The 20,437-nt window shown below is 73.0% G+C and carries 22 protein-coding genes and 1 riboswitch; of the genes, 12 read left to right on the plus strand and 10 right to left on the minus strand.

The annotated features are described in order from the left end of the window. Positions 1-13: 13 nt before the first annotated feature. Positions 14-108: riboswitch (TPP riboswitch) on the plus strand. From thiM to thiD, 3 genes are all read left to right on the plus strand, one after another. Beyond that, a complete protein-coding gene (gene thiM / locus QPJ90_RS16065) occupies positions 97-990 on the plus strand; it encodes a hydroxyethylthiazole kinase (protein WP_290132142.1) in 894 nt (297 codons plus the stop codon). It overlaps the preceding riboswitch by 12 nt. Continuing rightward, positions 987-1,703 (plus strand): thiamine phosphate synthase, encoded by a 717-nt coding sequence (gene thiE / locus QPJ90_RS16070; RefSeq protein WP_290132143.1) that lies wholly within the window; start codon positions 987-989, stop codon positions 1,701-1,703. The genes thiM and thiE overlap by 4 nt, the downstream gene beginning before the upstream one ends. Continuing rightward, positions 1,700-3,151 (plus strand): bifunctional hydroxymethylpyrimidine kinase/phosphomethylpyrimidine kinase, encoded by a 1,452-nt coding sequence (gene thiD / locus QPJ90_RS16075; protein WP_290132144.1) that lies wholly within the window; start codon positions 1,700-1,702, stop codon positions 3,149-3,151. The genes thiE and thiD overlap by 4 nt, the downstream gene beginning before the upstream one ends. A gap of 40 nt (positions 3,152-3,191) precedes the next feature. Here the strand turns inward: thiD and QPJ90_RS16080 are convergent, their stop codons facing one another. The 4 genes from QPJ90_RS16080 to QPJ90_RS16095 form a co-directional block, all read right to left on the minus strand. Next, positions 3,192-3,695, minus strand: a complete 504-nt coding sequence (locus QPJ90_RS16080) for a metallophosphoesterase (RefSeq protein WP_290132145.1) — start codon at positions 3,693-3,695, stop codon at positions 3,192-3,194. Then, complete coding sequence (locus QPJ90_RS16085) at positions 3,692-4,165, minus strand: MarR family winged helix-turn-helix transcriptional regulator (protein ID WP_290132146.1); 474 nt, start codon at positions 4,163-4,165, stop codon at positions 3,692-3,694. Before QPJ90_RS16085 ends, QPJ90_RS16080 begins: the two co-directional genes overlap by 4 nt. Before the next feature lie 166 nt (positions 4,166-4,331). Then, a complete protein-coding gene (locus QPJ90_RS16090; protein ID WP_290132147.1) occupies positions 4,332-4,793 on the minus strand; it encodes a VOC family protein in 462 nt (153 codons plus the stop codon). Positions 4,794-4,822: 29 nt separating this feature from the next. After that, positions 4,823-5,119, minus strand: coding sequence for a GNAT family N-acetyltransferase (locus QPJ90_RS16095; RefSeq protein ID WP_290132148.1), 297 nt, complete (start codon positions 5,117-5,119; stop codon positions 4,823-4,825). Positions 5,120-5,170: 51 nt separating this feature from the next. Here QPJ90_RS16095 and QPJ90_RS16100 point away from each other — a divergent pair, with 51 nt between their 5' ends. Continuing rightward, complete coding sequence (locus QPJ90_RS16100) at positions 5,171-5,818, plus strand: NAD(P)-binding domain-containing protein (protein WP_290132149.1); 648 nt, start codon at positions 5,171-5,173, stop codon at positions 5,816-5,818. 81 nt (positions 5,819-5,899) lie between these two features. On the opposite strand, the gene QPJ90_RS16105 is transcribed toward QPJ90_RS16100, so the two are convergent. Continuing rightward, positions 5,900-6,880: an aldo/keto reductase gene (locus tag QPJ90_RS16105; protein WP_290132150.1), complete on the minus strand. Its 981-nt coding sequence runs from the start codon at positions 6,878-6,880 to the stop codon at positions 5,900-5,902. A gap of 176 nt (positions 6,881-7,056) precedes the next feature. On the opposite strand from QPJ90_RS16105, the gene QPJ90_RS16110 reads away from it, so the two are divergent. After that, complete coding sequence (locus tag QPJ90_RS16110; RefSeq protein ID WP_290132151.1) at positions 7,057-8,178, plus strand: hypothetical protein; 1,122 nt, start codon at positions 7,057-7,059, stop codon at positions 8,176-8,178. Positions 8,179-8,323: 145 nt separating this feature from the next. On the opposite strand, the gene QPJ90_RS16115 is transcribed toward QPJ90_RS16110, so the two are convergent. After that, positions 8,324-9,181 (minus strand): LysR substrate-binding domain-containing protein, encoded by an 858-nt coding sequence (locus QPJ90_RS16115; RefSeq protein ID WP_290134258.1) that lies wholly within the window; start codon positions 9,179-9,181, stop codon positions 8,324-8,326. Between the two features lie 129 nt (positions 9,182-9,310). Here QPJ90_RS16115 and QPJ90_RS16120 point away from each other — a divergent pair, with 129 nt between their 5' ends. Then, positions 9,311-10,636: an MFS transporter gene (locus QPJ90_RS16120; protein WP_290132152.1), complete on the plus strand. Its 1,326-nt coding sequence runs from the start codon at positions 9,311-9,313 to the stop codon at positions 10,634-10,636. Between the two features lie 158 nt (positions 10,637-10,794). Here the strand turns inward: QPJ90_RS16120 and QPJ90_RS16125 are convergent, their stop codons facing one another. Beyond that, positions 10,795-11,442 (minus strand): NAD(P)H-binding protein, encoded by a 648-nt coding sequence (locus QPJ90_RS16125; RefSeq protein ID WP_290132153.1) that lies wholly within the window; start codon positions 11,440-11,442, stop codon positions 10,795-10,797. 99 nt (positions 11,443-11,541) lie between these two features. Here QPJ90_RS16125 and QPJ90_RS16130 point away from each other — a divergent pair, with 99 nt between their 5' ends. Both QPJ90_RS16130 and QPJ90_RS16135 read left to right on the plus strand, forming a co-directional pair. Continuing rightward, positions 11,542-11,910, plus strand: coding sequence for a helix-turn-helix domain-containing protein (locus tag QPJ90_RS16130; RefSeq protein ID WP_290132154.1), 369 nt, complete (start codon positions 11,542-11,544; stop codon positions 11,908-11,910). 55 nt (positions 11,911-11,965) lie between these two features. Continuing rightward, on the plus strand, positions 11,966-12,994 hold the full coding sequence (locus QPJ90_RS16135) for an NADPH:quinone reductase (RefSeq protein ID WP_290132155.1): 1,029 nt from the start codon (positions 11,966-11,968) through the stop codon (positions 12,992-12,994). A gap of 142 nt (positions 12,995-13,136) precedes the next feature. On the opposite strand, the gene QPJ90_RS16140 is transcribed toward QPJ90_RS16135, so the two are convergent. After that, positions 13,137-13,322 carry a hypothetical protein gene (locus QPJ90_RS16140; RefSeq protein ID WP_290132156.1) on the minus strand — a complete coding sequence of 62 codons (186 nt, stop codon included), beginning with the start codon at positions 13,320-13,322 and terminating at the stop codon, positions 13,137-13,139. 41 nt (positions 13,323-13,363) lie between these two features. Beyond that, on the minus strand, positions 13,364-14,191 hold the full coding sequence (locus QPJ90_RS16145) for a GAF domain-containing protein (RefSeq protein WP_290132157.1): 828 nt from the start codon (positions 14,189-14,191) through the stop codon (positions 13,364-13,366). A 128-nt stretch (positions 14,192-14,319) separates the two neighbouring features. Between QPJ90_RS16145 and QPJ90_RS16150 the strand changes: the two genes are divergently transcribed. From QPJ90_RS16150 to QPJ90_RS16160, 3 genes are all read left to right on the plus strand, one after another. Next, complete coding sequence (locus QPJ90_RS16150) at positions 14,320-15,057, plus strand: S1 family peptidase (RefSeq protein ID WP_290132158.1); 738 nt, start codon at positions 14,320-14,322, stop codon at positions 15,055-15,057. A gap of 161 nt (positions 15,058-15,218) precedes the next feature. Then, positions 15,219-16,091, plus strand: coding sequence for a patatin-like phospholipase family protein (locus QPJ90_RS16155; RefSeq protein WP_290132159.1), 873 nt, complete (start codon positions 15,219-15,221; stop codon positions 16,089-16,091). A 38-nt stretch (positions 16,092-16,129) separates the two neighbouring features. Then, positions 16,130-18,223, plus strand: a complete 2,094-nt coding sequence (locus QPJ90_RS16160; RefSeq protein ID WP_290132160.1) for a prolyl oligopeptidase family serine peptidase — start codon at positions 16,130-16,132, stop codon at positions 18,221-18,223. A gap of 389 nt (positions 18,224-18,612) precedes the next feature. Here the strand turns inward: QPJ90_RS16160 and QPJ90_RS16165 are convergent, their stop codons facing one another. Continuing rightward, positions 18,613-19,806 (minus strand): acyl-CoA dehydrogenase family protein, encoded by a 1,194-nt coding sequence (locus QPJ90_RS16165; RefSeq protein WP_290132161.1) that lies wholly within the window; start codon positions 19,804-19,806, stop codon positions 18,613-18,615. Positions 19,807-19,853: 47 nt separating this feature from the next. Between QPJ90_RS16165 and QPJ90_RS16170 the strand changes: the two genes are divergently transcribed. Next, positions 19,854-20,435 carry a QsdR family transcriptional regulator gene (locus QPJ90_RS16170; RefSeq protein ID WP_290132162.1) on the plus strand — a complete coding sequence of 194 codons (582 nt, stop codon included), beginning with the start codon at positions 19,854-19,856 and terminating at the stop codon, positions 20,433-20,435. The last annotated feature ends 2 nt before the right edge of the window (positions 20,436-20,437 follow it).

The raw sequence follows: 20,437 nt of genomic DNA on the forward strand, positions 1-20,437 counted from the left end.
CGTGTACGGTGACGATCGAGACGCGGGGTGCCGCGACCGCGGCTGAGATCACACCCGTCGAACCTGCTCGAGCTCGTACTCGCGAAGGGATCGTCCATGCGCACTGCTGCGCCCGTACCCACCACCGCTGCGCCGGACCTCGTGCTCCGGTGCGCCGACCTGCTCGAGGCCGTCCGTGCCCGGGCCCCGCTCGTCCAGTGCGTCACGAACACCGTGGTGCAGAACGTGACGGCGAACGTGCTCCTCGCGGTCGGGGCCTCCCCCGCCATGGTCGACGTACGCACCGAGGCCGGTCCGTTCGCCCGGGTCGCCGACGCGCTGCTCGTGAACACCGGCACACCGCACGAGGAGACCCGTGACGCCGCCGTCGAGGCGGCGACCGCGGCCGTCGACGCCGGGACGCCGTGGGTGCTCGACCCCGTGGCGGTCGGGGCGCTCCCCGTCCGGACCGCGCTCGCGCACGAGCTGCTGGCCCTGCGGCCGACCGTTCTGCGGGGCAACGCCTCGGAGGTGCTCGCCCTGCTCGACGGCGCGGCCGGAGGCCGAGGGACCGACGCGACGGCCACCACGGACGACGCGAGGGCCGCTGCGAGCGCATCGGCCGGGAGGCGCGTGGGCGCCGTGGCGGTGTCCGGTCCGGTCGACCTGGTGGTCGCCCCGGACGGGACCGTCGTGCGGGTCGCGAACGGGACGGACCTGCTGACCCGGATCACCGGCGGCGGGTGCGCGCTCGGTGCGGTGGTCGCCGCGTTCGCGTCGGTCACCGCCGACCCCGGCGACGCCGCCGTGGCCGCGACCGTGGCGTACACGGTGGCGGCCGAGCTGGCCGCCCGGGACGCCGGTGGTCCGGGGACGTTCCAGCCGCTGTTCCTCGACCGGCTCGCGTCCCTCACACCGGAGGACCTCGTGGAACGCTCCCGCGTGTCCACCGAGGACGGCACGGGCACGGCGGACTCCACCCCTGCCGTGCCGACTCGGAGCGAGCGGTGACCGCGGCTGCTCGCACGGCGGGAGACGGCCTCGGCGTGTACCTCGTGACGGACACGGAACTGGCCGGACGGCACGGCCTCGGCGTCCTCGGTGTGGTCCGGGCCGCGGTCGCCGCCGGGGTCCGCACCGTGCAGGTGCGGGACAAGCAGGCCTCGGCGCGAGGCCTCACGGGATTGGCGGCCGCCGTGGCCGATGCGGTGGGCGACCGGGCGACGGTGGTGGTGGACGACCGGCTCGACGTCGTGCTCGCCGCGCGGCACGCCGGACACCGCGTCGCGGGCGTGCACCTCGGCCAGTCCGACGTGCCGGTGACCGCCGCGCGTGCCCTGCTCGGACCGGCGGCCCACGTGGGTCTGACCGCGAACACGCCGGAGCACCTCGCGGCCGTCGCTGCCCTGCCGGCCGGGACGGTCGACCTGCTCGGTGTGGGCGTCGTCCACCCCACCACGACGAAGCCCGACCACCCCGCGCCGCTCGGCGTCGACGGGTTCGCCCGGATCGCCGCCGTCACCGGGCTGCCGTGCGTCGCGATCGGCGGCGTCACCCTCGACGACGTCGCGCCGCTCCGCGCCGCCGGAGCGGCGGGGGTGGCCGTCGTCTCCGGCATCTGCGCGGCTGCCGACCCCGGGGCGGCCGCTGCCGCGTACGTGACCGCCTGGCGGACCGGAGCTGACCGGCCGGGTGCACCGCGCCTCCAGGACGGTGTCCGGTGAGCGTCCCACGGGTCCTGACGATCGCGGGGACCGACCCGACGGGCGGCGCCGGACTGCAGGCGGACCTCAAGGCGATCGCCGCCCACGACGGCTACGGCATGGGTGTCGTGACCGCGCTCGTCGCGCAGAACACCACCGGTGTGCGCGCCGTCCACCTCCCGGCGACGACGTTCCTGCGCGAGCAGCTCGACGCCGTGTCGGACGACGTGACGATCGACGCCGTCAAGGTCGGGATGCTCGGGACGGCTGAGGTCGTGTCGACGGTCACGTCATGGCTCGCCGAGCACCGACCGCCGGTCGTCGTGGTGGACCCGGTGATGGTGGCGACGAGCGGCGACCGACTGCTGTCCGTCGACGCCGAGGCCGCGCTCACCGACCTCTTCGCGCACGCCGACCTGCTCACGCCGAACCGGGCGGAGCTCGGGGTGCTCGCCGACCTGGCGCGGCGGACGACCAGCGCGGGAGCCACCGCCGACGGCGACGCTGCGCCGGACGACGCAGCCCTGGTGGCCCGGACCTGGGACGTACTCGTGCTCGCGAAGGGCGGGCACGACGACGGCCCGACGTCCGACGACGTACTGGTGTCCCCGGACGGGAGCTCGCGAGTCTTCCGCGGACCGCGGATCCGAACGGCGAACACCCACGGCACCGGCTGCTCCCTGTCGAGCGCGATCGCCACGCTCGCCGCACGGCACGGCGACTGGGAGCTCGCGGTCGGAGCGGCCAAACGGTGGCTCACGACCGCGCTCGAGCACGCCGACGCGCTCGACGTCGGCGCCGGGAACGGCCCCGTCGACCACGGTGCCGCGACGCGGGCCGCGCTGCCGCCCGTCCCGTGGACCCGGACGTGGTGGGAGGACGTCGCCGACGTCCGCGACGCGACCCTGGCCGGGGAGTTCCTCCGTCGTCTGGCCGACGGGACGCTGCCGCCCCCCGTGTTCGACGCGTACCTCGCGCAGGACGTGCACTACCTCCGGACGTACGAACGCCACCTCAGAACCCTGGCCGACCGGTCGTCCGGCGCGGCCGCGACGTTCTGGCGCACCGCCGCCGACGGGTGTGCCGCCGAGGCGCGGGACCTGCACCACCGACGCCTCGGGGACGCGCACGCCGACGATCCGGTGCACCCCGTGTGCGCCGGCTACCTGGCGCACCTGCAGGCCGCGGCGGACTCCGGCTCGACGGCCGTGCTCGCGGCCGCCGTGCTGCCCTGCTTCCGGGTGTACGCCTGGGTCGGGACGCGGCTGGGCGTCGCGCCCGAGGGGCACCCGTACGCGGACTGGGTCTCGGCGTACGGCGACCCGGGCTTCGCCGCGGCGAGCGCCGAGGCCACCGAGCAGGTGGAACGCCTGGCCGCCGTGGCGACCGCCGAGGAGCGAGGGCGCATGGCGCGTGCCCACCGTCGGTCGACCGTGTGGGAGGAGGCGTTCTTCCGGATGGCGCTGTGACCGCCGAGGGGCGGTCGCCGCCGTGCGACCGCTGCGTGCGTCAGCGCGGGGGCAGCCGGACGAGCTCGACGGTCAGCTCCGTGCCGTCGACCGTCCCACGCATCCAGGTGTGGTCCGGTTGGCGGCGGCGGTCGGTCGGCGAACCGGGGTTGAGCAGGCGGAGTCCGGTGTCGGCGACCGAGTCCCAGGGGATGTGCGAGTGGCCGAAGACGAGCACGTCGACGTCCGGGAAGGCGGCGGCGGCGCGGCGTTCCCGTCCGGTCGCGGCGCCCGTCTCGTGCACGGCCGCGAAGCGGAGGTCCTCGACGGTGAAGCGGGCCTCGAGCGGGAGCCGGTCGTCGAACTCCGGGCCGTCGTTGTTGCCGCGGACCCCGACGAACCGACGCGACCGGCCGGCGACGGCGTCGAGCGTCGCGAGGTCCACCCAGTCCCCCGCGTGCACGACGAGGTCGGCGGCGTCGACGTCGTCCCACAGCGCGGCCGGGAGGTCCTTCGCGCGCTTCGGCAGGTGGGTGTCGGACAGCAGGACGAACGAGGTCGTCACGATGCGGCGCCGCGGGCCGGCATCGGAAGACCGGCCTCGTCCGCGGTGCCGAGGCGTTCGAGCAGCCCGGCGAGCAGGGCGATGTCATCGTCGGACCAGTCGGCGAGGCGTTCCTCGAGGGCATCGCGGTGCAGCCGGACGGACCGCTCGAGTGCCGCGCAGCCGGCCTCGGTCGCGATCAGCGGCTTCGCGTTGCCGGTACCGCCGTCGGTCGTCCGCACCAGTCCCGCCGCGAGGAGCCCCGAGAGCTGCCGGGAGATCGTCGACCGGTTGAGTCGGAGGTAGCGGGCGATGTCGATGGCCATGCAGCCGGGGTGCTCGACGACGAAGTCCACGAGCGACTGGTCCACGACGCTGAGCACCTCGTCCGACCCGCGCGCCCGGATGCTGGCCCGCCTCGTGATGCGGGAGAGCTCGGTGTAGGCGCGTCCGACGTCGGCGTTCCGGACATCGGACCTCGGGTGGTCCATGGTGGCTCCTGCCTGTCGAGGGCCGTCTCGCACCGGCTCGTCCCGGTACCTTGCGGTCAGAGGATACCGATCGGTCGCTGACCGGACTGCCAGACCCGCCGAATGCCAGACCCGCCGACTGCCAGACCCGGCCGACTGCCGGCCCCCGACTGCACGGCCCGCCGGGTCAGCTGCCGGCTGCCGCGGCCTGGAGCGCCGCGATGTCGAGCTTCTGCATCTGCATCATCGCCTGGTAGACGCGGGCGTTCGCGGCGGGGTCGCCCGAGCCGGTCATGAGCTCGCCCATCATCGACGGGGTGACCTGCCACGCCACACCCCAGCGGTCGAAGAGCCAGCCGCACATCGACGGCCGTCCGCCGTCGGCGAGCAGCGCGTCCCACACCCGGTCGAGCTCCTCCTGCGTGTCGACGTCGACCTGGAACGACACGGCGTCGCTGTGCGGGTGACCGGGGCCGCCGTTCATGGCGCGGAACCCCCGGCCGAGCAGCGTGAACTCGACCACGAGCGCATCGCCGTCCGGGGTCTCGGCGACGCTGTCGATCCGCGAGTCGGGGAAGAGCGAGACGTACAGCTCGGCTGCCTGCCGTGCCTGGTCGTCGTACCAGAGGAACGGGGTGATCGCGGTCATGGTCGGCTCCTGCTCTCGGTCCTGCCCGCTCAGTCCGCGACGCCGCGGCTGAGCAGGCCTGCTCGTTCGGGGTGCTCGTCGAACCACTGCCCGACGAACCAGCACATCGGGACGACGCGCTTGTCCGACGTCCGTTCGACCTCGTCGATCGTGTGCGTCACCAGGGCAGCGGCGTACCCGTGCCCGCGGTGCTTCGGCACGGTGTACGTGTGCGGGAAGGCGATCGCGTCGCCGTTCTCGCGGTAGTCGAGGACGCTGACGAGCTCGCCGTCGACGTACATCGCGTAGCGGCTCTCGTCGGCCTCGTGGCGGAACTCCTCGGTCATGCCGCCATCATGCTCCGGGAATGCCGTCCCGGCCCGTGCGTTGCGTCCTCCATGACCACGATCGGCATCATCGGAGCAGGCAACATCGGATCCCAGCTGGCACGCCTCGCCGTGCAGCACGGCCACGAGGTGGTGATCGCCAACTCCCGCGGCCCGGAGACCCTCTCGGACCTCGTGGACGAACTCGGTCCGTCCGCGCGCGCCGCCACCCGTGACGAGGCAGCAGCCGCGGGCGAGATCGTCGTCGTCACGACCCCGCTCGCCGCGATCGACACGATCCCCGTCGAGCCCCTCGTGGGCAAGGTCGTGATCGACACGAACAACTACTACCCGCAGCGCGACGGGCAGATCGCGGCGCTCGACGACGAGACGACCACCACCGCCGAGCTGCTGCAGGACCACCTCCCCGGCGCGAAGGTCGTCAAGGCGTTCAACCACATCGCCGCCCCCGCCCTCACCGACGAGGCCGAGTCCGCCGGGACGCCCGGCCGCCGCGCCCTCGTGGTCGCGGGCGACGACGAGGACGCCAAGCGCACCGTCACCGACCTCATCGACGCCTTCGGGTTCGACGTCGTCGACGCCGGTCCGCTCGCCGAGGGATGGCGCATCCAGCGCGACACCCCCGGGTACGTGGTGCGCCTGACGGCGCCGGAGCTGCGCGAGGCGCTCGCCGCCGCGAAGCGCTACCACGACATGTAGGTCGTCACCACTCGACGGACGGGAGGCTCGGTGCCGGCTGGCACCGAGCCTCCCGTCCGTCAGCGGGTCGCGATGAGCGACTCAGCGACCCGCCGCCGCGCCGTCGAAGATGACCGTCATCTCGGCCACGTCGTCCTCGGACGGCGCCCACGCGGTGCCGGCCTCCGCGTTCTGCGTGATCTGCTCCGGCTTCGTCGCCCCCGCGATCACGCTCGACAGCCCGGGCTGTGCGAGGAGCCACGCGAACGTCCCCTGCAGCATCGTCACCCCGCGCGCGTCGCAGAACCGCTGGAACTCGTCGAGCACGTCCCACGGCGCGTCCGCGAGCAGCTGCGGCTTCGCCGTGCTGAGCCGGCCGTCCGCGGGGCCGCCCGCCTTCGTGTACTTGCCCGTGAGCAGGCCGTTGTACAGCGGGAAGTACGGCAGGAACCCGAGCGCGTAGGCCCGGACCGCCGGCAGCACCTCGTCCTCGACGCTGCGGGCGAGCGGGCTGTACTCGTTCTGCGCGGACACGAACTGCGTGGTTCCGGCGATCGAGGCGGTGAGTTCGGCCTCGGCGATCTGCCAGCCCGCGAAGTTCGAGTGGCCGACGTAGCGGATCTTGCCCTCGCGGACGAGGTCGTCGAGCACCGAGAGCGTCTCCTCGATCGGGGTCACCGGGTCCGGGCGGTGCATCTGGTAGAGGTCGATCCAGTCCGTCCCGAGGCGCCGGAGCGACGACTCCACGGCGAGCCGCACGTACCGCCGGGAGCCCCGCACGCCCCAGTCCGGCCCGTTCACGCCCTGCATGTCGAGGCCGAACTTCGTCGCGAGCACGATCTCGTCGCGGCGCCCGGCGACGGCCTTCCCGAGCATCTCCTCGCTGAGCCCGGGTCGTCCGCCGTAGACGTCGGCGGTGTCGAAGAGGGTGACGCCGGCGTCGAGGGCGGCACCGACGACGGCGTTCGTCCCCTCCTGCGACTCGGAGGCGGTGCCCGGCCGGCCGAAGTTGTTGCAGCCGAGGCCGACGGTGGACACGACGAGCCCCGAGGGCCCGAGCGGACGGTGTTCGATTCCGGTCATGCCCCGACCGTACCGACGGGCTGCCGTCCGCGGCCCCGAACTGGGGATGCGCCCGGGCCGGAGGCTCCCGATAGAACTGACGATGGATCAGACCAGCGGAGGGAGCAGCAGTGGCGTCGCATCGCATGCCGGATTCGGACCGGCCCCGACGGCCGGTCCCTGCCTGGGTCACCGCTGTGCCGGAGGACGCCCTGGAGGCACGCCCCGCCTCCGCCGCGTCGGCCCCCGCCGAGCACGTGGTCGGGTCCACCGCGACGACCGCCGCCGAGACCGCACCCGTCGTCGCCGCGGTCGCCCGGCCGGCGCACGACGCCGCGGTCGCCCGGCCGGAGCACGTCGCCGCCGCTGGCCCGCCCGGTGCACCTGACGTGCCCGGCGCACCGCTCGGTGACGCTGGATCCGTGGACTCGCCGCTCGGCGTCGTGGTGCCGGACTTCCCGCCGGACGAGGACCTCCTGCCGCCGGCACCGACCTCGCCCGCGGTGCACACGCTCCCGTTCGACCAGCTCGTGCGTCCAACGCCGGCACCGGTGTCACCCGTCGACGCCGCGCCGCTCACCCCGCCCGCGGCCACCGCTCCCGCAGCGCCTCCGGCACCGGCCGTCCCGGTGGTCGGCCAGCCGCGGTTCTCGGTGCCCGGTCTGGAGCACGTCGTCGTGGCCGGCAGCGAACCGGCCCCGACCGGCCCCGTCGGCTACCGCACCCCTGCACGCTTCGCGCAGCACCAGGTCGTGGCAGCGCCGACCACACCCGCTCCGGCCGCCGCGTCCGCGCCGTCCGTGCCCGCGCCGACCGGACCCGCGCCGTCCACGTCGAGCCGGACCGGAACCGACGCGCGGACGGTCGACGAGTCCCCCACCGTCGCCGCGCCCGTGGTGCGCGAACCCGCCCCGACCGAGCCGCTCCTCCAGGCCGGCGCAGCCCCGACCGGTGCGGCGCCGGACGCGACGGCCGACGCCGGGGCCGGTGCGCGCCGGATCGGTGCGACGCCCGGGGCGGTCCTCGGTGCCGTCGCCGGCATCGCGACGCTCGGCCTGGCGGCGTGGTGGTTCACCGCGCCGGGCACCGTGCACGGCGTCGGGCTCGTGCTCGGGGTGCTCGCCCTCCTGCTGTCGGGGATCGTCCTGCGGGACCGCTCGGCCACGTGGCAGCGCCCGGTCGCACTGCTCGGTGCCGTGCTCGGCGGCGTCGGGACCCTCGTGCTGCTGTGGGCGGTGGCGTCCGCGCTCCTGCCGACTGCCGGGGTGACGCTCCCCGACCTCACGGGGACCGGGACCGTCCCGACGCTCGCGCCGTAGCGGTTGCGCGGCGCCGTCCCGACGCTCGCGCCGTGGCGGTTGCGCGACGCCGTCCCGACGCTCGCGCCGCAGGGGTTGCGCGGCGCCGTCGAGCCGCGCTGCGCCGCCGAGCTGCGCGGCGCCGTCGGGTCACGCGCGCCGTCGCTCAGACCGCGCGGATCACGCCGCGGGACAGGATCGCGTTCGTCAGCGCGTCGACCGGTTCGCGCTGCGTCGTCGGGTTGGCGATGAGGACGTAGTCCACCGCCGGCAGGTCGGGCAGCGCCAGGCGCTGCGACACCTTCACGAGGTCGGCCGGGATGAGCGAGTGCGGGAACACCGCGACCCCGATCCCCGCCCGAACCGCCGCGAGCACCCCGTTCACGTCGCGGGTGTTGCAGGTGATCCGCCACGTGCGGCCGGCAGCCTCGAGGGCGTCGATCGCCATCTGCCGGCTGATGCTCGGCGCCTGGTAGACGATGAGCGGCACGGGCTCGCCGTCCTCGAGCGCGATGCCGTCCTGCGCCATCCACACCATCTGGTCCGTCGCGACGCGGGTTCCCTCGGCCGACTCCCCCGCGGTCTGCTTGATGAACACGAGGTCGAGCTGGCCCGCGTGCACCCGGCGGAGCAGCGGCGCGGACTGGTTCACCGTCAGCTCGAGGTTCACGTGCGGGTGGAGTCGCCGGAAGTCCCGCAGGATCCGCGGCAACTGCGTGATCGCGAGGTCGTCCGCCGCGCCGAAGCGGAGCCGGCCGCGGGTGGCTGCCCCCGAGAAGTACGCGTCCGCCGTGGCGTGCGCCGCGAGGATCGTCCGGGCGAAGCCGGCCATCGCGTCCCCGTTGTCGGTGAGGCTCACACCCCGGGTGTCCCGCGCGACGAGGGTCCGGGCGACCGCGCCCTCGAGCCGTCGCACGTGCTGCGAGACCGTGGGCTGGCTGATGCCGAGGCGGACCCCGGCGGCCGTGAAGCTCCGCGTCTCCGCGACCGCGAGGAACGTCCGCAACAGCACCGGGTCGAGCACGACGGACCCCCTCATTCGACTTCGCAATGGAGTGATAGCAACCATACGGGGATCGAATGGATCTCGGGCAACTAGTTTCGAGTGGGTACCGTCCGACCGTTCCGCCTCGACCTCCGGAGACCCCCAGCCGTGAGTGCGTCATCGACGACCCTCCCCCCGCCCACCGAACCCCTCCCCGTCGTCGCCGAGCGCCCACCCTGGCGGCACACACTCATCGCCCTGTCGGTGCCGAACTTCCGGATCTTCACCGCGACGAACCTCGTGGCGATGACCGCCGGGTGGATGCAGCGGATCGCGCAGGACTGGCTCGTCCTGCAGCTCACCGGCTCGGTCGCGCAGGTCGGCATCACCGTCGCGTGCCAGTTCGCCCCGATGCTCTTCTTCGGACTGTTCGGCGGCGTCATCGTCGACCGGTTCTCGAAGCGTGCGCTGATGATGCTCACCCAGGGTGCGTTCGCGGTCCTGTCGCTCGTCCTCGCCGTGCTCACCCTGACCGGGGTCGTGCAGGCGTGGCACATCTGGGTGATCGCGTTCGTCGTCGGCATGGTGACCGTGATCGACAACCCGGCGCGGCAGGTGTTCGTCACCGAGATCGTCGGGCACCAGCACCTCCGGAACGCGATCAGCGTCAACTCGAGTGTGTTCCAGCTCGGCGGGATGATCGGCCCCGCGCTGTCCGGCGCGCTCCTCGTGGCCGTCGGAGCGGGGTGGTCGTTCGGGGTGAACGCCGTCGCGTGCGCCGCGGTCGTCGTGACGCTCGGGTTCCTCCGGGTGTCCGAGCTCCACCGCACCCCGCCGGCACCGCGCACGAAGGGACAGCTCGTCGAGGGGCTCCGCTACGCGATGGGCAAGCCGACCATCCTCGTGCCCGTCGTGCTCATGGCGTTCTTCTCGGTGTTCGCGCTGACGATGCCCGTCCTGCTGTCGGCGTTCGCGTCCGAGGTGTACGACGTCGGCGCCGGCGGCTACGGCGTCTTCAACTCCGCGGTCGCGATCGGTGCCCTTGCCGGGGCGCTGCTCTCCACCCGGCGCGCCGTCGTCCGCCTCCGGACCATCGTCGGCGGCGTGTTCTGGACGGGCGTACTGCTCGTCGTCACCGGCGCGGTCCCGGTGATCGCCCCCTTCACGGTCGCGCTCGTCGCGGTGGGGATGTCACAACTGCTGTTCATGACGGCGTCGAACTCCCTCGTGCAGCTGTCATCGAACGTCGCGATCCGTGGTCGCGTGATGTCGCTCTACGTCCTCGTGCTGCTCGGTGGCCAGGCCATCGGCGGACCGATCATGGGCCAGGTGGTCGACCACTTCGGCGCCCACGTCGGCATGGTCGTCGCCGGGGGCGTCCCCGCGGTGGCCGCGGCGGTCGTGGGGCTCGTGCTCGCTCGGCGGGGTGGGCTGCACCTCGCGGTGCGGATGCGCCACCACGTGCCGATGCCCGCGATCGTCGGGCAGCGCTGACGCGCGCGTGGTCGCGGCCGCGGCCGCGGCCGCGGCCGCGGCGAACCACGAAAGCGACATCGAACCGGGCCCGAGACCTGGTTCGATGTCGCTTTCGTGGTGCGGGACGGACGGGAGGTCTGTGGCGGGGTCGCCACGGGCCTTCAGTTCGGTCGCGTCTAGTACGCGACGCCGAAGCGCGCCCGGTGGTGCACCGGCGTGACGATCTCGTCGACGAACGCGATGGCGAAGTCCTCGCCGGAGATGTCCGAGTTGCCCTCGGCGTCGGTGAGGAGCACGTCGTCGGTGGTGCGGTAGGTGCCCTTCCGCTCGCCCGGGTTGTAGCTGCCGAAGGCCGCCGCCGGGCTCACGTAGAACCAGTCGACCTCGGTGTCCGACGCCTTGAGCGCGTCGAGGATCGCGGCGTGGCTCTTCGCCTCCCCCTTGAAGGCGTCCGGGAACTCCGGGGTGTCGAAGAGGCGCGGGCCGCCTTCCGCGACGAACAGCGATCCAGCGCCGCCGACGATCCCGAGGCGCGCACCGGCGGCCGAGGCAGCGTCGACGAAGTGCTGGAAGCGGTCCTTGAGCTCCGAACCGTCGGCCTGCACGGCGTGGAGGGCGACGACGACCACGTCGGCGCCCTTCGCGACCTCGGCGACGAAGTCCGTGTCGAACGCGTCACCCTGGGCGAGGGTGAGGCCGTCCGCCGGCTCGAGCTTCGAGGTGTCGCGCGCGACGGCGGTGACGGTGATGCCGCGCGAGAGCGCCTCGCGGGTGATGGCGGAGCCGGCGTACCCGGTGCCTCCGAAGACGACGATGCTGGTCATGGCGGTCCTTTCGTGGAGCGGTTGCCCTTCGTGACTCACTGTACGGGTGTTACTCTCCATCGGTAAGTAGGCACCTCATGGTGCGTAACGGAGGCCAGCGTGTCCGCTCTCGAGTACACCCCCTACGCGGCGGACTGTCCGTCGCGCCAACTCCTCGACCGCATCGGCGACCGGTGGAGCGTCCTCACGATCGGCTCGCTCGTCGACGGCCCGCAGCGGTACTCGGCGATCGCGAACCGGGTCCAGGGCGTCTCGCAGAAGATGCTCACGCAGACGCTCCGCGCCCTGGAGCGGGACGGGCTCGTCACCCGGACCGTCTTTCCTGAGATCCCGCCGCGGGTCGAGTACGAGCTCACCGAGCGTGGACGGTCCCTCCGCGCCGTGCTCGAGCCGCTCGAACGCTGGGCCACGGACCACATGGACGACGTGGCAGGGTCGCGCGAGACGTACGACGCGCGACGCGGTTGAGCCGCGCTCCACGTCGGCTGGAATCGCCGCCCGGGCCTGGTGGTTGCCTGGTGGCATGCGATCTGTCGTCTACTCGAAGCCCGGTGACTCGTCCGTCCTGACCCTCGAGGAGCGCCCGCTCCCGGAGCCGGGCCCCGGCGAGGTGCGCGTCCGCGTCGTCGTCTCCGGGGTCAACCCGACCGACTGGAAGGCCCGCGCCGGCGGCACCTACGGCGACGGTCTGCCGTTCCCCGAGATCACGCCGAACCAGGACGGATCGGGCGTCGTCGACGCGGTCGGCGAGGGCGTCGGCCACCTGGCGGTCGGCGACCGCGTCTGGCTGTTCATGGCCGCCTCCGGTCGCCCGACCGGCACCGCGCAGGAGTACACCGTCGTCCCCGCCGAGCGAGCCGTGCCACTGCCCGACGGCACCGGCCACGACGTCGGCGCTTCGCTCGGCGTCCCGGCGATGACCGCGCACCGCGCCCTCACCACGCACGAGCACGGTCCGGACCGACTCGCTCCCGGGGCGCTGGACGGCAGGACCGTCCTGGTGGCGGGCGGCGCCGGCGCGGTCGGTCACGCCGCGATCCAGCTCGCACGCTGGGCGGGCGCGACCGTCGTGTCGACGATCAGCTCCGACGAGAAGGCCGCGCTCGCGACCGCTGCCGGGGCGCACCACACGGTGAACTACCGCGACGAGGACGCTGCCGACCAGATCCGGCGCATCGCTCCGGACGGCGTCGACATCGTCGTGGAGGTGTCGATCCCGCAGAACGCGCAGCTCGTCGCCGAGGTGCTCGCGAACCACGGTGTCGTGTCGATCTACGCGAACAACGGGGGTGACGACGCGACGCTGCCGATCCGGCCGAACATGGGCGTGAACGCGCGCTACCAGTTCCTGCTGCTCTACACGATCGGTGACGAGGCCCTCGCCGCGGCCGCCGAGGACGTCACCGCGGCGCTCCACGACGGCGTCCTGCCGGTGGGTGAGGGCGCCGGCCTCCCGCTGACCCGGTTCCCGCTCGAGAAGACCGCGGCGGCGCACGACGCCGTCGAGGGCGACGCCGTCGGCAAGGTGCTCATCGATGTCAGCGGGGAGTGAGGCCGCTCCCTGCGCCGCGGACGACGGAGCGGCCAGGACGACGGAGCGCCGAGGACGACGGAGCACCCGGGACGACAGAGCGCCGCGACCGCCGGTGATCCGGTGGTCGCGGCGCTCCGTCCGTCGGTCGGTGGCTGTGGGGTCAGCGGGCGAGGGCGGCGGCGAGCCGTGCCTCGAAGCGACGACGGGCAGCGACCCGCTCACGCTCGATGTTCGCGGCGATGACGGCGCGGTCCTCGTAGTCGGCGTCGGTGGTGTCGTCGGTCCAGTTCGGGGTGTACACCCGGGACCGACCGAAGGGCTTCGGTTCGGGGGTCACGATGGTCATGCGTGGATCGTACGTCGAGCGTCCGACAAATCGTGTGCGCATCACGGGCCTTTCCGGTGGTTGCGGTCCCGGTCCGGGAACGGGGACGCGAGCGAGAACGCGACGGCCATGAACGAGGCCATCAGGGCGACGTACTTGGCGTCGAGGTCCGTGAACGCGTCCGGAGCGGGCGAGTCCACGGTGAGCATGCCGAACGAGTACTCCTCGGAGCGGATCACGACCGACACGTACGAGCGGTAGCGGGGCTCGAACCCGGGCAGGTCCTCGTCGGCGTCGACGTCGGCGGTGCGGTCCCCGACGACACGTGGACCGCCCCCGACCAGCACCCAGTCGAGGTTGCGGTCGCCGTAGGGCGTGCCTGCCCGGAACACCCCGGCGGTGTCCTCCGCTCCCCCGTGCCCGATCGGCTCGAGCGCCCGGAGGTCCGCCGACAGCTGGTACACGTTCGCGCGGACGTCGGGGACGCCCGGCAGGAGGTAGAACGCCAACGCGACGGCGATCCGGTCCGCGAAGCCCGGGAGCTCCTGCCGACGCTCGTACCGCCGGAGCTCCGCGAAGCGTGTGAGCCTCGAGGCGAGCTGGCCGAACGCGTACCGGACGGCGGTGCCCTGCTCGAGCTCGGTGGACCGGGCGACGGCTGCGGCCGCGGCCACCGAGGCGGCGGCCCTGCGCGCGCGGACGACCTGCACGACGACCGCGGCGAGGAGCACCACGAGGCCGAACACGACGAGCGAGACCTTCAGCCCGGGGCCCGCGACGAGGTTCGGCAGCTGGAACGCAGCGGTGGGCGCGGTCGCCACGACGATCGGCCAGACGACCGCACCGGCGCGGCGCCGCCGTCGGTCGACCATGCTTCGCTCCCCTGTCATGACGACGACGCTAGGACACCCCACCGACGTCGGCAGGGTTGTCCACAGGGCGCGGCACGAGGGTACGAGTGTTGTCCCCTGCAACGCCGACTTGCCCCCCGAACGAGGGTGGGAAGAACATCATCCCCATGCAGCAGCGACTCAAGACCAGAGCAACGGCGCTCCTCGCGACCGCCGCCATCGTCCTCCTCGGCGGCACCTTCGGAGCCTCCGCGGCGAACGCCGCCACCGTCTCCCCGCAGGTCATCGGCGGCGAGCAGGCACCGAGCACCCCGTGGGAGGTGCAACTCGTCTTCCAGCAGGGCGGGTCCGGCACGTACGGGTGCACCGGCGAGCAGATCAACGCCTCGTGGGTGCTCACCGCCAACCACTGTGTCGACGGCACGACCGCGATGAACGTCTACCACTCGAACAGCACCACCAACCGCGGCACCGCCACGGCCGTCGACCGCCTGTACTCGGCACCGTCCGGCGACATCGCCCTCGTGCACCTCCGCACCGCGAAGACGCTCTCGTCGTACGCACCGCTCGACCTCGCGTACACGACGAAGTCGTCCGGCACGGGCACGATCATGGGCTACGGCAACCGGGCGAACAGCGCCCCGAGCACGGGCCTGTACCAGGCGAGCGTCAACCTGACCGGTCGGTCGGTCGACGCCTACAACGGCACGGCACAGCACGTGACGGGTGTCTCGGGCGCTTCGAACCACGGCGACTCGGGCGGCCCGCTCCTCGTGAACGGCAAGGTCGTCGGCGTGTGCTCGACCGGCGACGTGGCGGACCCGGGAGCGAACACGCACGCGGGGTCGAACTACGCGGTGCTGACGCAGAGCGCCAGCTGGATCCGGAGCACGGCAGGCGTCTGACCGACGCTCCCCAGCATCGGACTGGAGGCCCGTGGCGACGCCGCCACGGGCCTCCAGTCCGTCTCCCCCACCTCTCCTGCACACGCTGGCCCGGACACATTGCCGTCCACAGGCCGCGCGCCGCGGCCCGTCAGGGCAGGCGCGGTTGGTAAGCATGACCCATGACCGACGTCTCGACACCCGTCCCCGGCACCCGCGCACTCGTCCTCGGAGGCGGCGGCGTCGCCGGCATCGCCTGGGAACTCGGCGTGCTCACCGCCCTGCAGGAAGCCGGGGTCGACCTCGACGCCGCAGACCTCGTGGTCGGGTCGAGCGCCGGCAGCGTCGTCGGGACGTTCGTGCGCGCCGGCGCGGTCGCCGATGCCTACGCGCAGCAGCACGCCCCGCTGCCGTCGACGTACGAGGAACCTCCGGTCATCGCCTCGGAGGACTTCCAGACCCGCCTCGAGCAGGTCCTCGCGGGCGCACGTGACGACCAGGACGCCCGTGCTCGACTCGGCGCGGTGGCGCAGCAGTCCGTCGGCGGCCAGACCGACGAGGAACGCATCGCGACCTTCGAGCAGACCATCCCCGGCTCCGGGTGGCCGTCGAAGCCGCTCGGCGTCACGACCATCGACGCCACCGACGGCACGTTCCGGGTGCTCACCGCCGACTCGGGCGTGCCGCTCGCCCGCGCGGTCGCGGCGAGCTGCTCGGTACCGTTCGTCTGGACGCCCGTGTCCATCGACGGGGTCCCCCACATCGACGGCGGGCTGCGATCGGCCACGAACGCCGACGTCGCCGCCGGGTACGAGCGGGTGCTCGTCATCGCCTGCGGCCCCGAGGGTCCGTCGCCGCTCGGGCCGTGGCTCGACGTCGCGGTCGAGAGCCTCCGGGCCGGCGGCAGCTCGGTCGAGACCGTCGTGGCGGACAGCGCCTCGCAGCACGCCTTCGGCACGAACTCACTCGCGCTGTCCACACAGGCGCCGTCGGCCGAGCAGGGGCACCGCCAGGGCTCGACCGTCGCGGAGCAGATCGCCGCGTTCTGGGCGTAGGTCCACGCGGTGTCGCCGGACGTGGCTAGCGTGGGGTCATGACGACGCCGTTCTCCGACCTGGACCACTTCACCGCCCTCCCACGAGTCGACGGCATCGCGGTCGCTCCGGACGGGTCGCGGGTGGTCCTCACCGTCAGCGCCCTCGACGACGAGCGCACCGGGTACCGCCGCTCGGTCTGGAGCGTCCCCGCCGACGGCTCCGGCACGCCCGTCCGGCTGACCAGGTCCGCGAAGGGCGAGGGCGGCATCGCGGTCACGCGCGCCGGTGACGTCCTCTTCGTGTCCGGCCGGCCCGACGAGTCCGGCTCCGACGACGCGGCTCAGCTCTGGCTGCTCCCCGCGGCGGGTGGCGAGGCCCGTCCGGTCACCGCCCTGCCGGGAGGCGCAGGTGGCGTCCTCGCGACGGCCGCCGGTGCCGACGTGGTCGCCCTCACCGCGTCCCTCCTCCCGGGTGCGCAGGCCACGACCGACGCTCCTGCGTCGTTCCTCGCGGCCGACGGCGCACTGCGGAAGCGGCGGAAGGACCTGAAGGTCGGGGCGATCCTGCACGAGACCTACCCGGTGCGCTTCTGGGACCACGACCTCGGCCCGGACGAGACGCACGTGCTCGCGCTCGACCTCGGCGGTCTGCGCGAGCGTGACGACGCCGATCGTCCGGCTCCCGGCGAGGACGCACCCGACTACCCGGCACACCTGCCGCTCCCGGTCGACCTCACCCCGACGCCGGCCCGGACGCTCGACCACGTCGACGGTGCGCTGACCCCGGACGGCCGGACGCTCGTCGCGGCCGTCGGCGTGCAGGAGGCCCGGGGCTTCCGGTCCGTCCTCGTCACCGTCGACGTCGCCACGGGCAGCCGCACCGTGGTCTTCGACGAGCCGGACGTCGACCACGAGATGCCCCGCACCAGCCACGACGGCCGCACCGTCGCGTGGGTCCGCACGGAGCGTTCGACGCCGGCGGGTGCGCACGAGCAGGAGGTCTGGACCGCCGGGATCGCCGCGGACGGCACGGTCGACGTCGCCGGAGCCCGACGGATCGCAGCCGACTGGGACCGCTGGCCGAGCGAACTCGTGTTCGAGCACGGGGACGGTGCGCTCCTCGCCACCGCCGACCAGGACGGCCGGGCACCCGTGTTCCGGATCCCGCTCGACGGCGGCCCGGTCGAACAGCTGACCCACGACGACTGGGCGTACTCGAACCTGCGCGTGGCGGAGGCGACCGGCGAGGTCGTGGCGCTCCGTGCCTCCTGGCAGGCGCCGCTGCACCCGGTCCGGATCGCCGCCGACGGCTCCGTGACCGTCCTCGCGACCCCCGCGCCGCTCCCCGCGGTCCCCAGCACCATCGAGGACGTCGAGACCACCGCGGCGGACGGCACGCGCGTCCGTGGGTGGCTCGTCCTGCCGGAGGGCGACGGACCGCACCCGCTGCTCCTCTGGATCCACGGCGGACCGCTGAACTCGTGGAACCAGTGGTCGTGGCGGTGGAGTCCGCAGCTCATGGCCGCGCGCGGCTACGCGGTGCTCCTGCCCGACCCCGCGCTGTCGACCGGGTACGGGCTCGACTTCGTCAACCGTGGGTGGAACGCGTGGGGGCAGGCGCCGTACACCGACCTCATGGCGATCACCGACGCGGTCGAGGCTCGCGGCGACATCGACGAGACCCGGACCGCAGCGATGGGCGGGTCGTTCGGCGGGTACATGGCGAACTGGGTCGCCGGGCACACCGACCGGTTCCGGGCGATCGTGACCCACGCGAGCCTCTGGGCGCTCGAGCAGTTCAACGGCACCACGGACATGTCGCAGTACTGGCAGTCGATCTTCGACGCCGAGGGCATGCGCGAGAACGACCCGCACCGGTTCGTGGCCGACATCACGTCGCCGGTGCTCGTGATCCACGGCGACAAGGACTACCGGGTGCCGATCGGCGAAGGGCTGCGGCTGTGGTCGGAGCTCGCGGAGCACCACGCGGCGGCGGACGGCACGATGCCGCACCGGTTCCTGTACTTCCCGGACGAGAACCACTGGGTGCTCAAGCCGCAGCACGCGACGGTCTGGTACGAGACAGTGTTCGCGTTCCTGGCGCAGCACGTCCTCGACGAGGAGTGGGAGCGGCCCGAGCTGCTCGGGTAGCGCGGGGAGGGGCCGCGGGCCGGGGGTTCACGAAACGCGCGCGTCCCGACGAACCACGTGTCGATCGACGCGTGGTTCGTCGGAGCATGCGCCCGCATCGGGTTCCGCGCCGCGAGTACGACGGTGCACGTGTCGATCGACGCGTGCAACGTCGCACTCGTGCGTGCGCTCACGCCGCAGACCGCACGCCGCACGCCGCTGTCGGGCGACACGACCGATGTCGTACGACCACGTCGCTCCCCCGCGCGCACAACCGTTGCACGCGCAAACAGCGACGCGGCCGATGTCGTCCGACACCGGCCGCGCCCTTCCGCAGCGACACCCGAAGTCACACGCGGAACCGGCCGGGAGCGAGCGCTGACGCCGCACCCCGGCCGAGCTTCAGCCCCTCACACGAACGCTGCCTGCCCCGTGATCGCACGCCCGACGATGAGGGTGTTGACCTCGCGCGTGCCTTCGTAGGAGTAGATCGCCTCGGCGTCGGCGAAGAACCGCGCGACGCCCTTCTGCAGCACGATCCCGTTGCCGCCCTGCACCTCGCGGCACCAGCCCACCGTCTCGCGCATCTTCGCCGTCGCGAACGCCTTCGCCATCGCGGAGTGCTCGTCCCCGCCCACTCCGGCGTCCTGCATGGCCGAGGCCTGCGTGCAGAGCGCGATCGACGCCGTGATGTTCGCCAGCGACTTCACCAGGAGGTCCTGCACCATCTGGTGCGACGCGATGGGCTTGCCGAACTGGATGCGGGTGCGGGCGTAGTCGAGCGCGGCGTCGTAGGCACCGACCGCGATGCCGATCGCCTGCCACGCGACCTCGGTGCGGGTGAGCCGCAGCACCTCCGCCGTCGCCCGGAACGAGTCCGCGCGCTGCAGCCGCCGCGACTCCGGGACGCGCACGCCCGTCATCGTGATGTCGGCGTTCTGCACGCCGCGCAGGGCGATCTTGTCCTCGATCTTCGTCGCGGTGAACCCGGGGGTGTCCGTCGTGACGAGGAAGCCCTTCACCTGGTCGTCCGCGACGTCCTTCGCCCAGATGACGACGACGTCGGCGAAGGTGGCGTTGCCGATCCAGCGCTTCTCGCCGTCGAGGACCCACTCGTCACCCTCGCGCCGAGCCGTCGTCCGCAGCCCGCGTGCCGAGTCGCTGCCGGACAGCGGTTCGGTGAGGCCGAACGCCCCGACGAGCTCGCCCCGGGCCATCGGGGGCAGCCACTCTCGCTGCTGCTCCTCGCTGCCGGCGACGGCGATCGAGTTCATCGCGAGGCCGGACTGCACGCCGATGAACGTCGCCACGCTCGCGTCGACACGCCCGAGCTCGAGCGCCGCCCAGCCGCGGTAGACGGCCGAGTTCTCGAACTGGCGCACGAGCGGGACACCCGGACCGTACATGCCGAGCTCGGCGAGCGGTGCGATGACCTGCATCGGGAACTCGGCGCGGGCCCAGTAGGCGTCCGCGATGGGTCGGACCTCGGCTTCGAGGTACGCCCGCAGCCGCCCGAGCGAGTCACGCTCCTGCTCGGTCAGCCCCGCCTGGAAGCCGTAGAAGTCCGATTCGAGGAGGGGCGTGGTGGCTGCCGTCGTTGACATACCCCTGATCGTGCATCATTCTCGAAAACGTTGCAAGGGAGGGATGCATGTACACATCGAACTCTGCGCTGCGCGCCTTCCGGGAGGCCCGCCACACCTTCATCGACGGCTCGCGGATCGACATGGGAACCCTGGCAGCGTCGCTCGGCGTGGACCGGACGTCCCTGTTCCGGTGGGTGGGCAACCGCGACCAGCTGCTGTCCGAGGTGCTGTGGTCACTGGCCGTCCCGACGCTCGACGGCGCTGCCGCAGCGGCTGCTCCGTCGGGGGTCGCGCGCATCGTCGACGTCCTGGACCGGTTCACAGCCGACCTCATCCGAGCGCCCTACTTCCGGGCGTTCCTCACCCGGGAACCCGCACGGGCCCTCCGGCTCCTGACGACGTCGGACAGCGACGTGCAGAGTCGCTTCGTCGCACGGGTCACCGCGCTGGTCGACGCCGAGCGGAACTCCGGCGCGTTCGATCCCGCACCGTTGTCGAGCGAGGAGTTGGCGCGGCTCCTGGTCCGGATCTCGGAGTCGTTCACCTACGCCGACCTCATCTCGGGCGAAACGCCCGACGCTGCCCGAGCCCGTGCGACGTTCGAGTACGTGCTCCGCCCGGCTGCCGTGCCAGCACCGGTCGACTGACG

The sequence above is a fragment of the Curtobacterium sp. 458 genome (assembly GCF_030406605.1).
In the GTDB taxonomy this organism is placed as follows: Bacteria; Actinomycetota; Actinomycetes; order Actinomycetales; family Microbacteriaceae; genus Curtobacterium.

Coding starts and splice junctions, on each gene's coding strand:
- QPJ90_RS16095 (WP_290132148.1), bottom strand. CDS start 5,119: ATGACCGAGGAGTTCCGCCACGAGGCCGACGAGAGCCGCTACGCGATG.
- QPJ90_RS16105 (WP_290132150.1), bottom strand. CDS start 6,880: ATGACCGGAATCGAACACCGTCCGCTCGGGCCCTCGGGGCTCGTCGTG.
- QPJ90_RS16125 (WP_290132153.1), bottom strand. CDS start 11,442: ATGACCAGCATCGTCGTCTTCGGAGGCACCGGGTACGCCGGCTCCGCC.
- QPJ90_RS16090 (WP_290132147.1), bottom strand. CDS start 4,793: ATGACCGCGATCACCCCGTTCCTCTGGTACGACGACCAGGCACGGCAG.
- QPJ90_RS16170 (WP_290132162.1), top strand. CDS start 19,854: ATGTACACATCGAACTCTGCGCTGCGCGCCTTCCGGGAGGCCCGCCAC.
- QPJ90_RS16135 (WP_290132155.1), top strand. CDS start 11,966: ATGCGATCTGTCGTCTACTCGAAGCCCGGTGACTCGTCCGTCCTGACC.
- thiM (WP_290132142.1), top strand. CDS start 97: ATGCGCACTGCTGCGCCCGTACCCACCACCGCTGCGCCGGACCTCGTG.
- QPJ90_RS16145 (WP_290132157.1), bottom strand. CDS start 14,191: ATGACAGGGGAGCGAAGCATGGTCGACCGACGGCGGCGCCGCGCCGGT.
- QPJ90_RS16150 (WP_290132158.1), top strand. CDS start 14,320: ATGCAGCAGCGACTCAAGACCAGAGCAACGGCGCTCCTCGCGACCGCC.
- QPJ90_RS16155 (WP_290132159.1), top strand. CDS start 15,219: ATGACCGACGTCTCGACACCCGTCCCCGGCACCCGCGCACTCGTCCTC.
- QPJ90_RS16100 (WP_290132149.1), top strand. CDS start 5,171: ATGACCACGATCGGCATCATCGGAGCAGGCAACATCGGATCCCAGCTG.
- QPJ90_RS16160 (WP_290132160.1), top strand. CDS start 16,130: ATGACGACGCCGTTCTCCGACCTGGACCACTTCACCGCCCTCCCACGA.
- QPJ90_RS16085 (WP_290132146.1), bottom strand. CDS start 4,165: ATGGACCACCCGAGGTCCGATGTCCGGAACGCCGACGTCGGACGCGCC.
- QPJ90_RS16140 (WP_290132156.1), bottom strand. CDS start 13,322: ATGACCATCGTGACCCCCGAACCGAAGCCCTTCGGTCGGTCCCGGGTG.
- QPJ90_RS16165 (WP_290132161.1), bottom strand. CDS start 19,806: ATGTCAACGACGGCAGCCACCACGCCCCTCCTCGAATCGGACTTCTAC.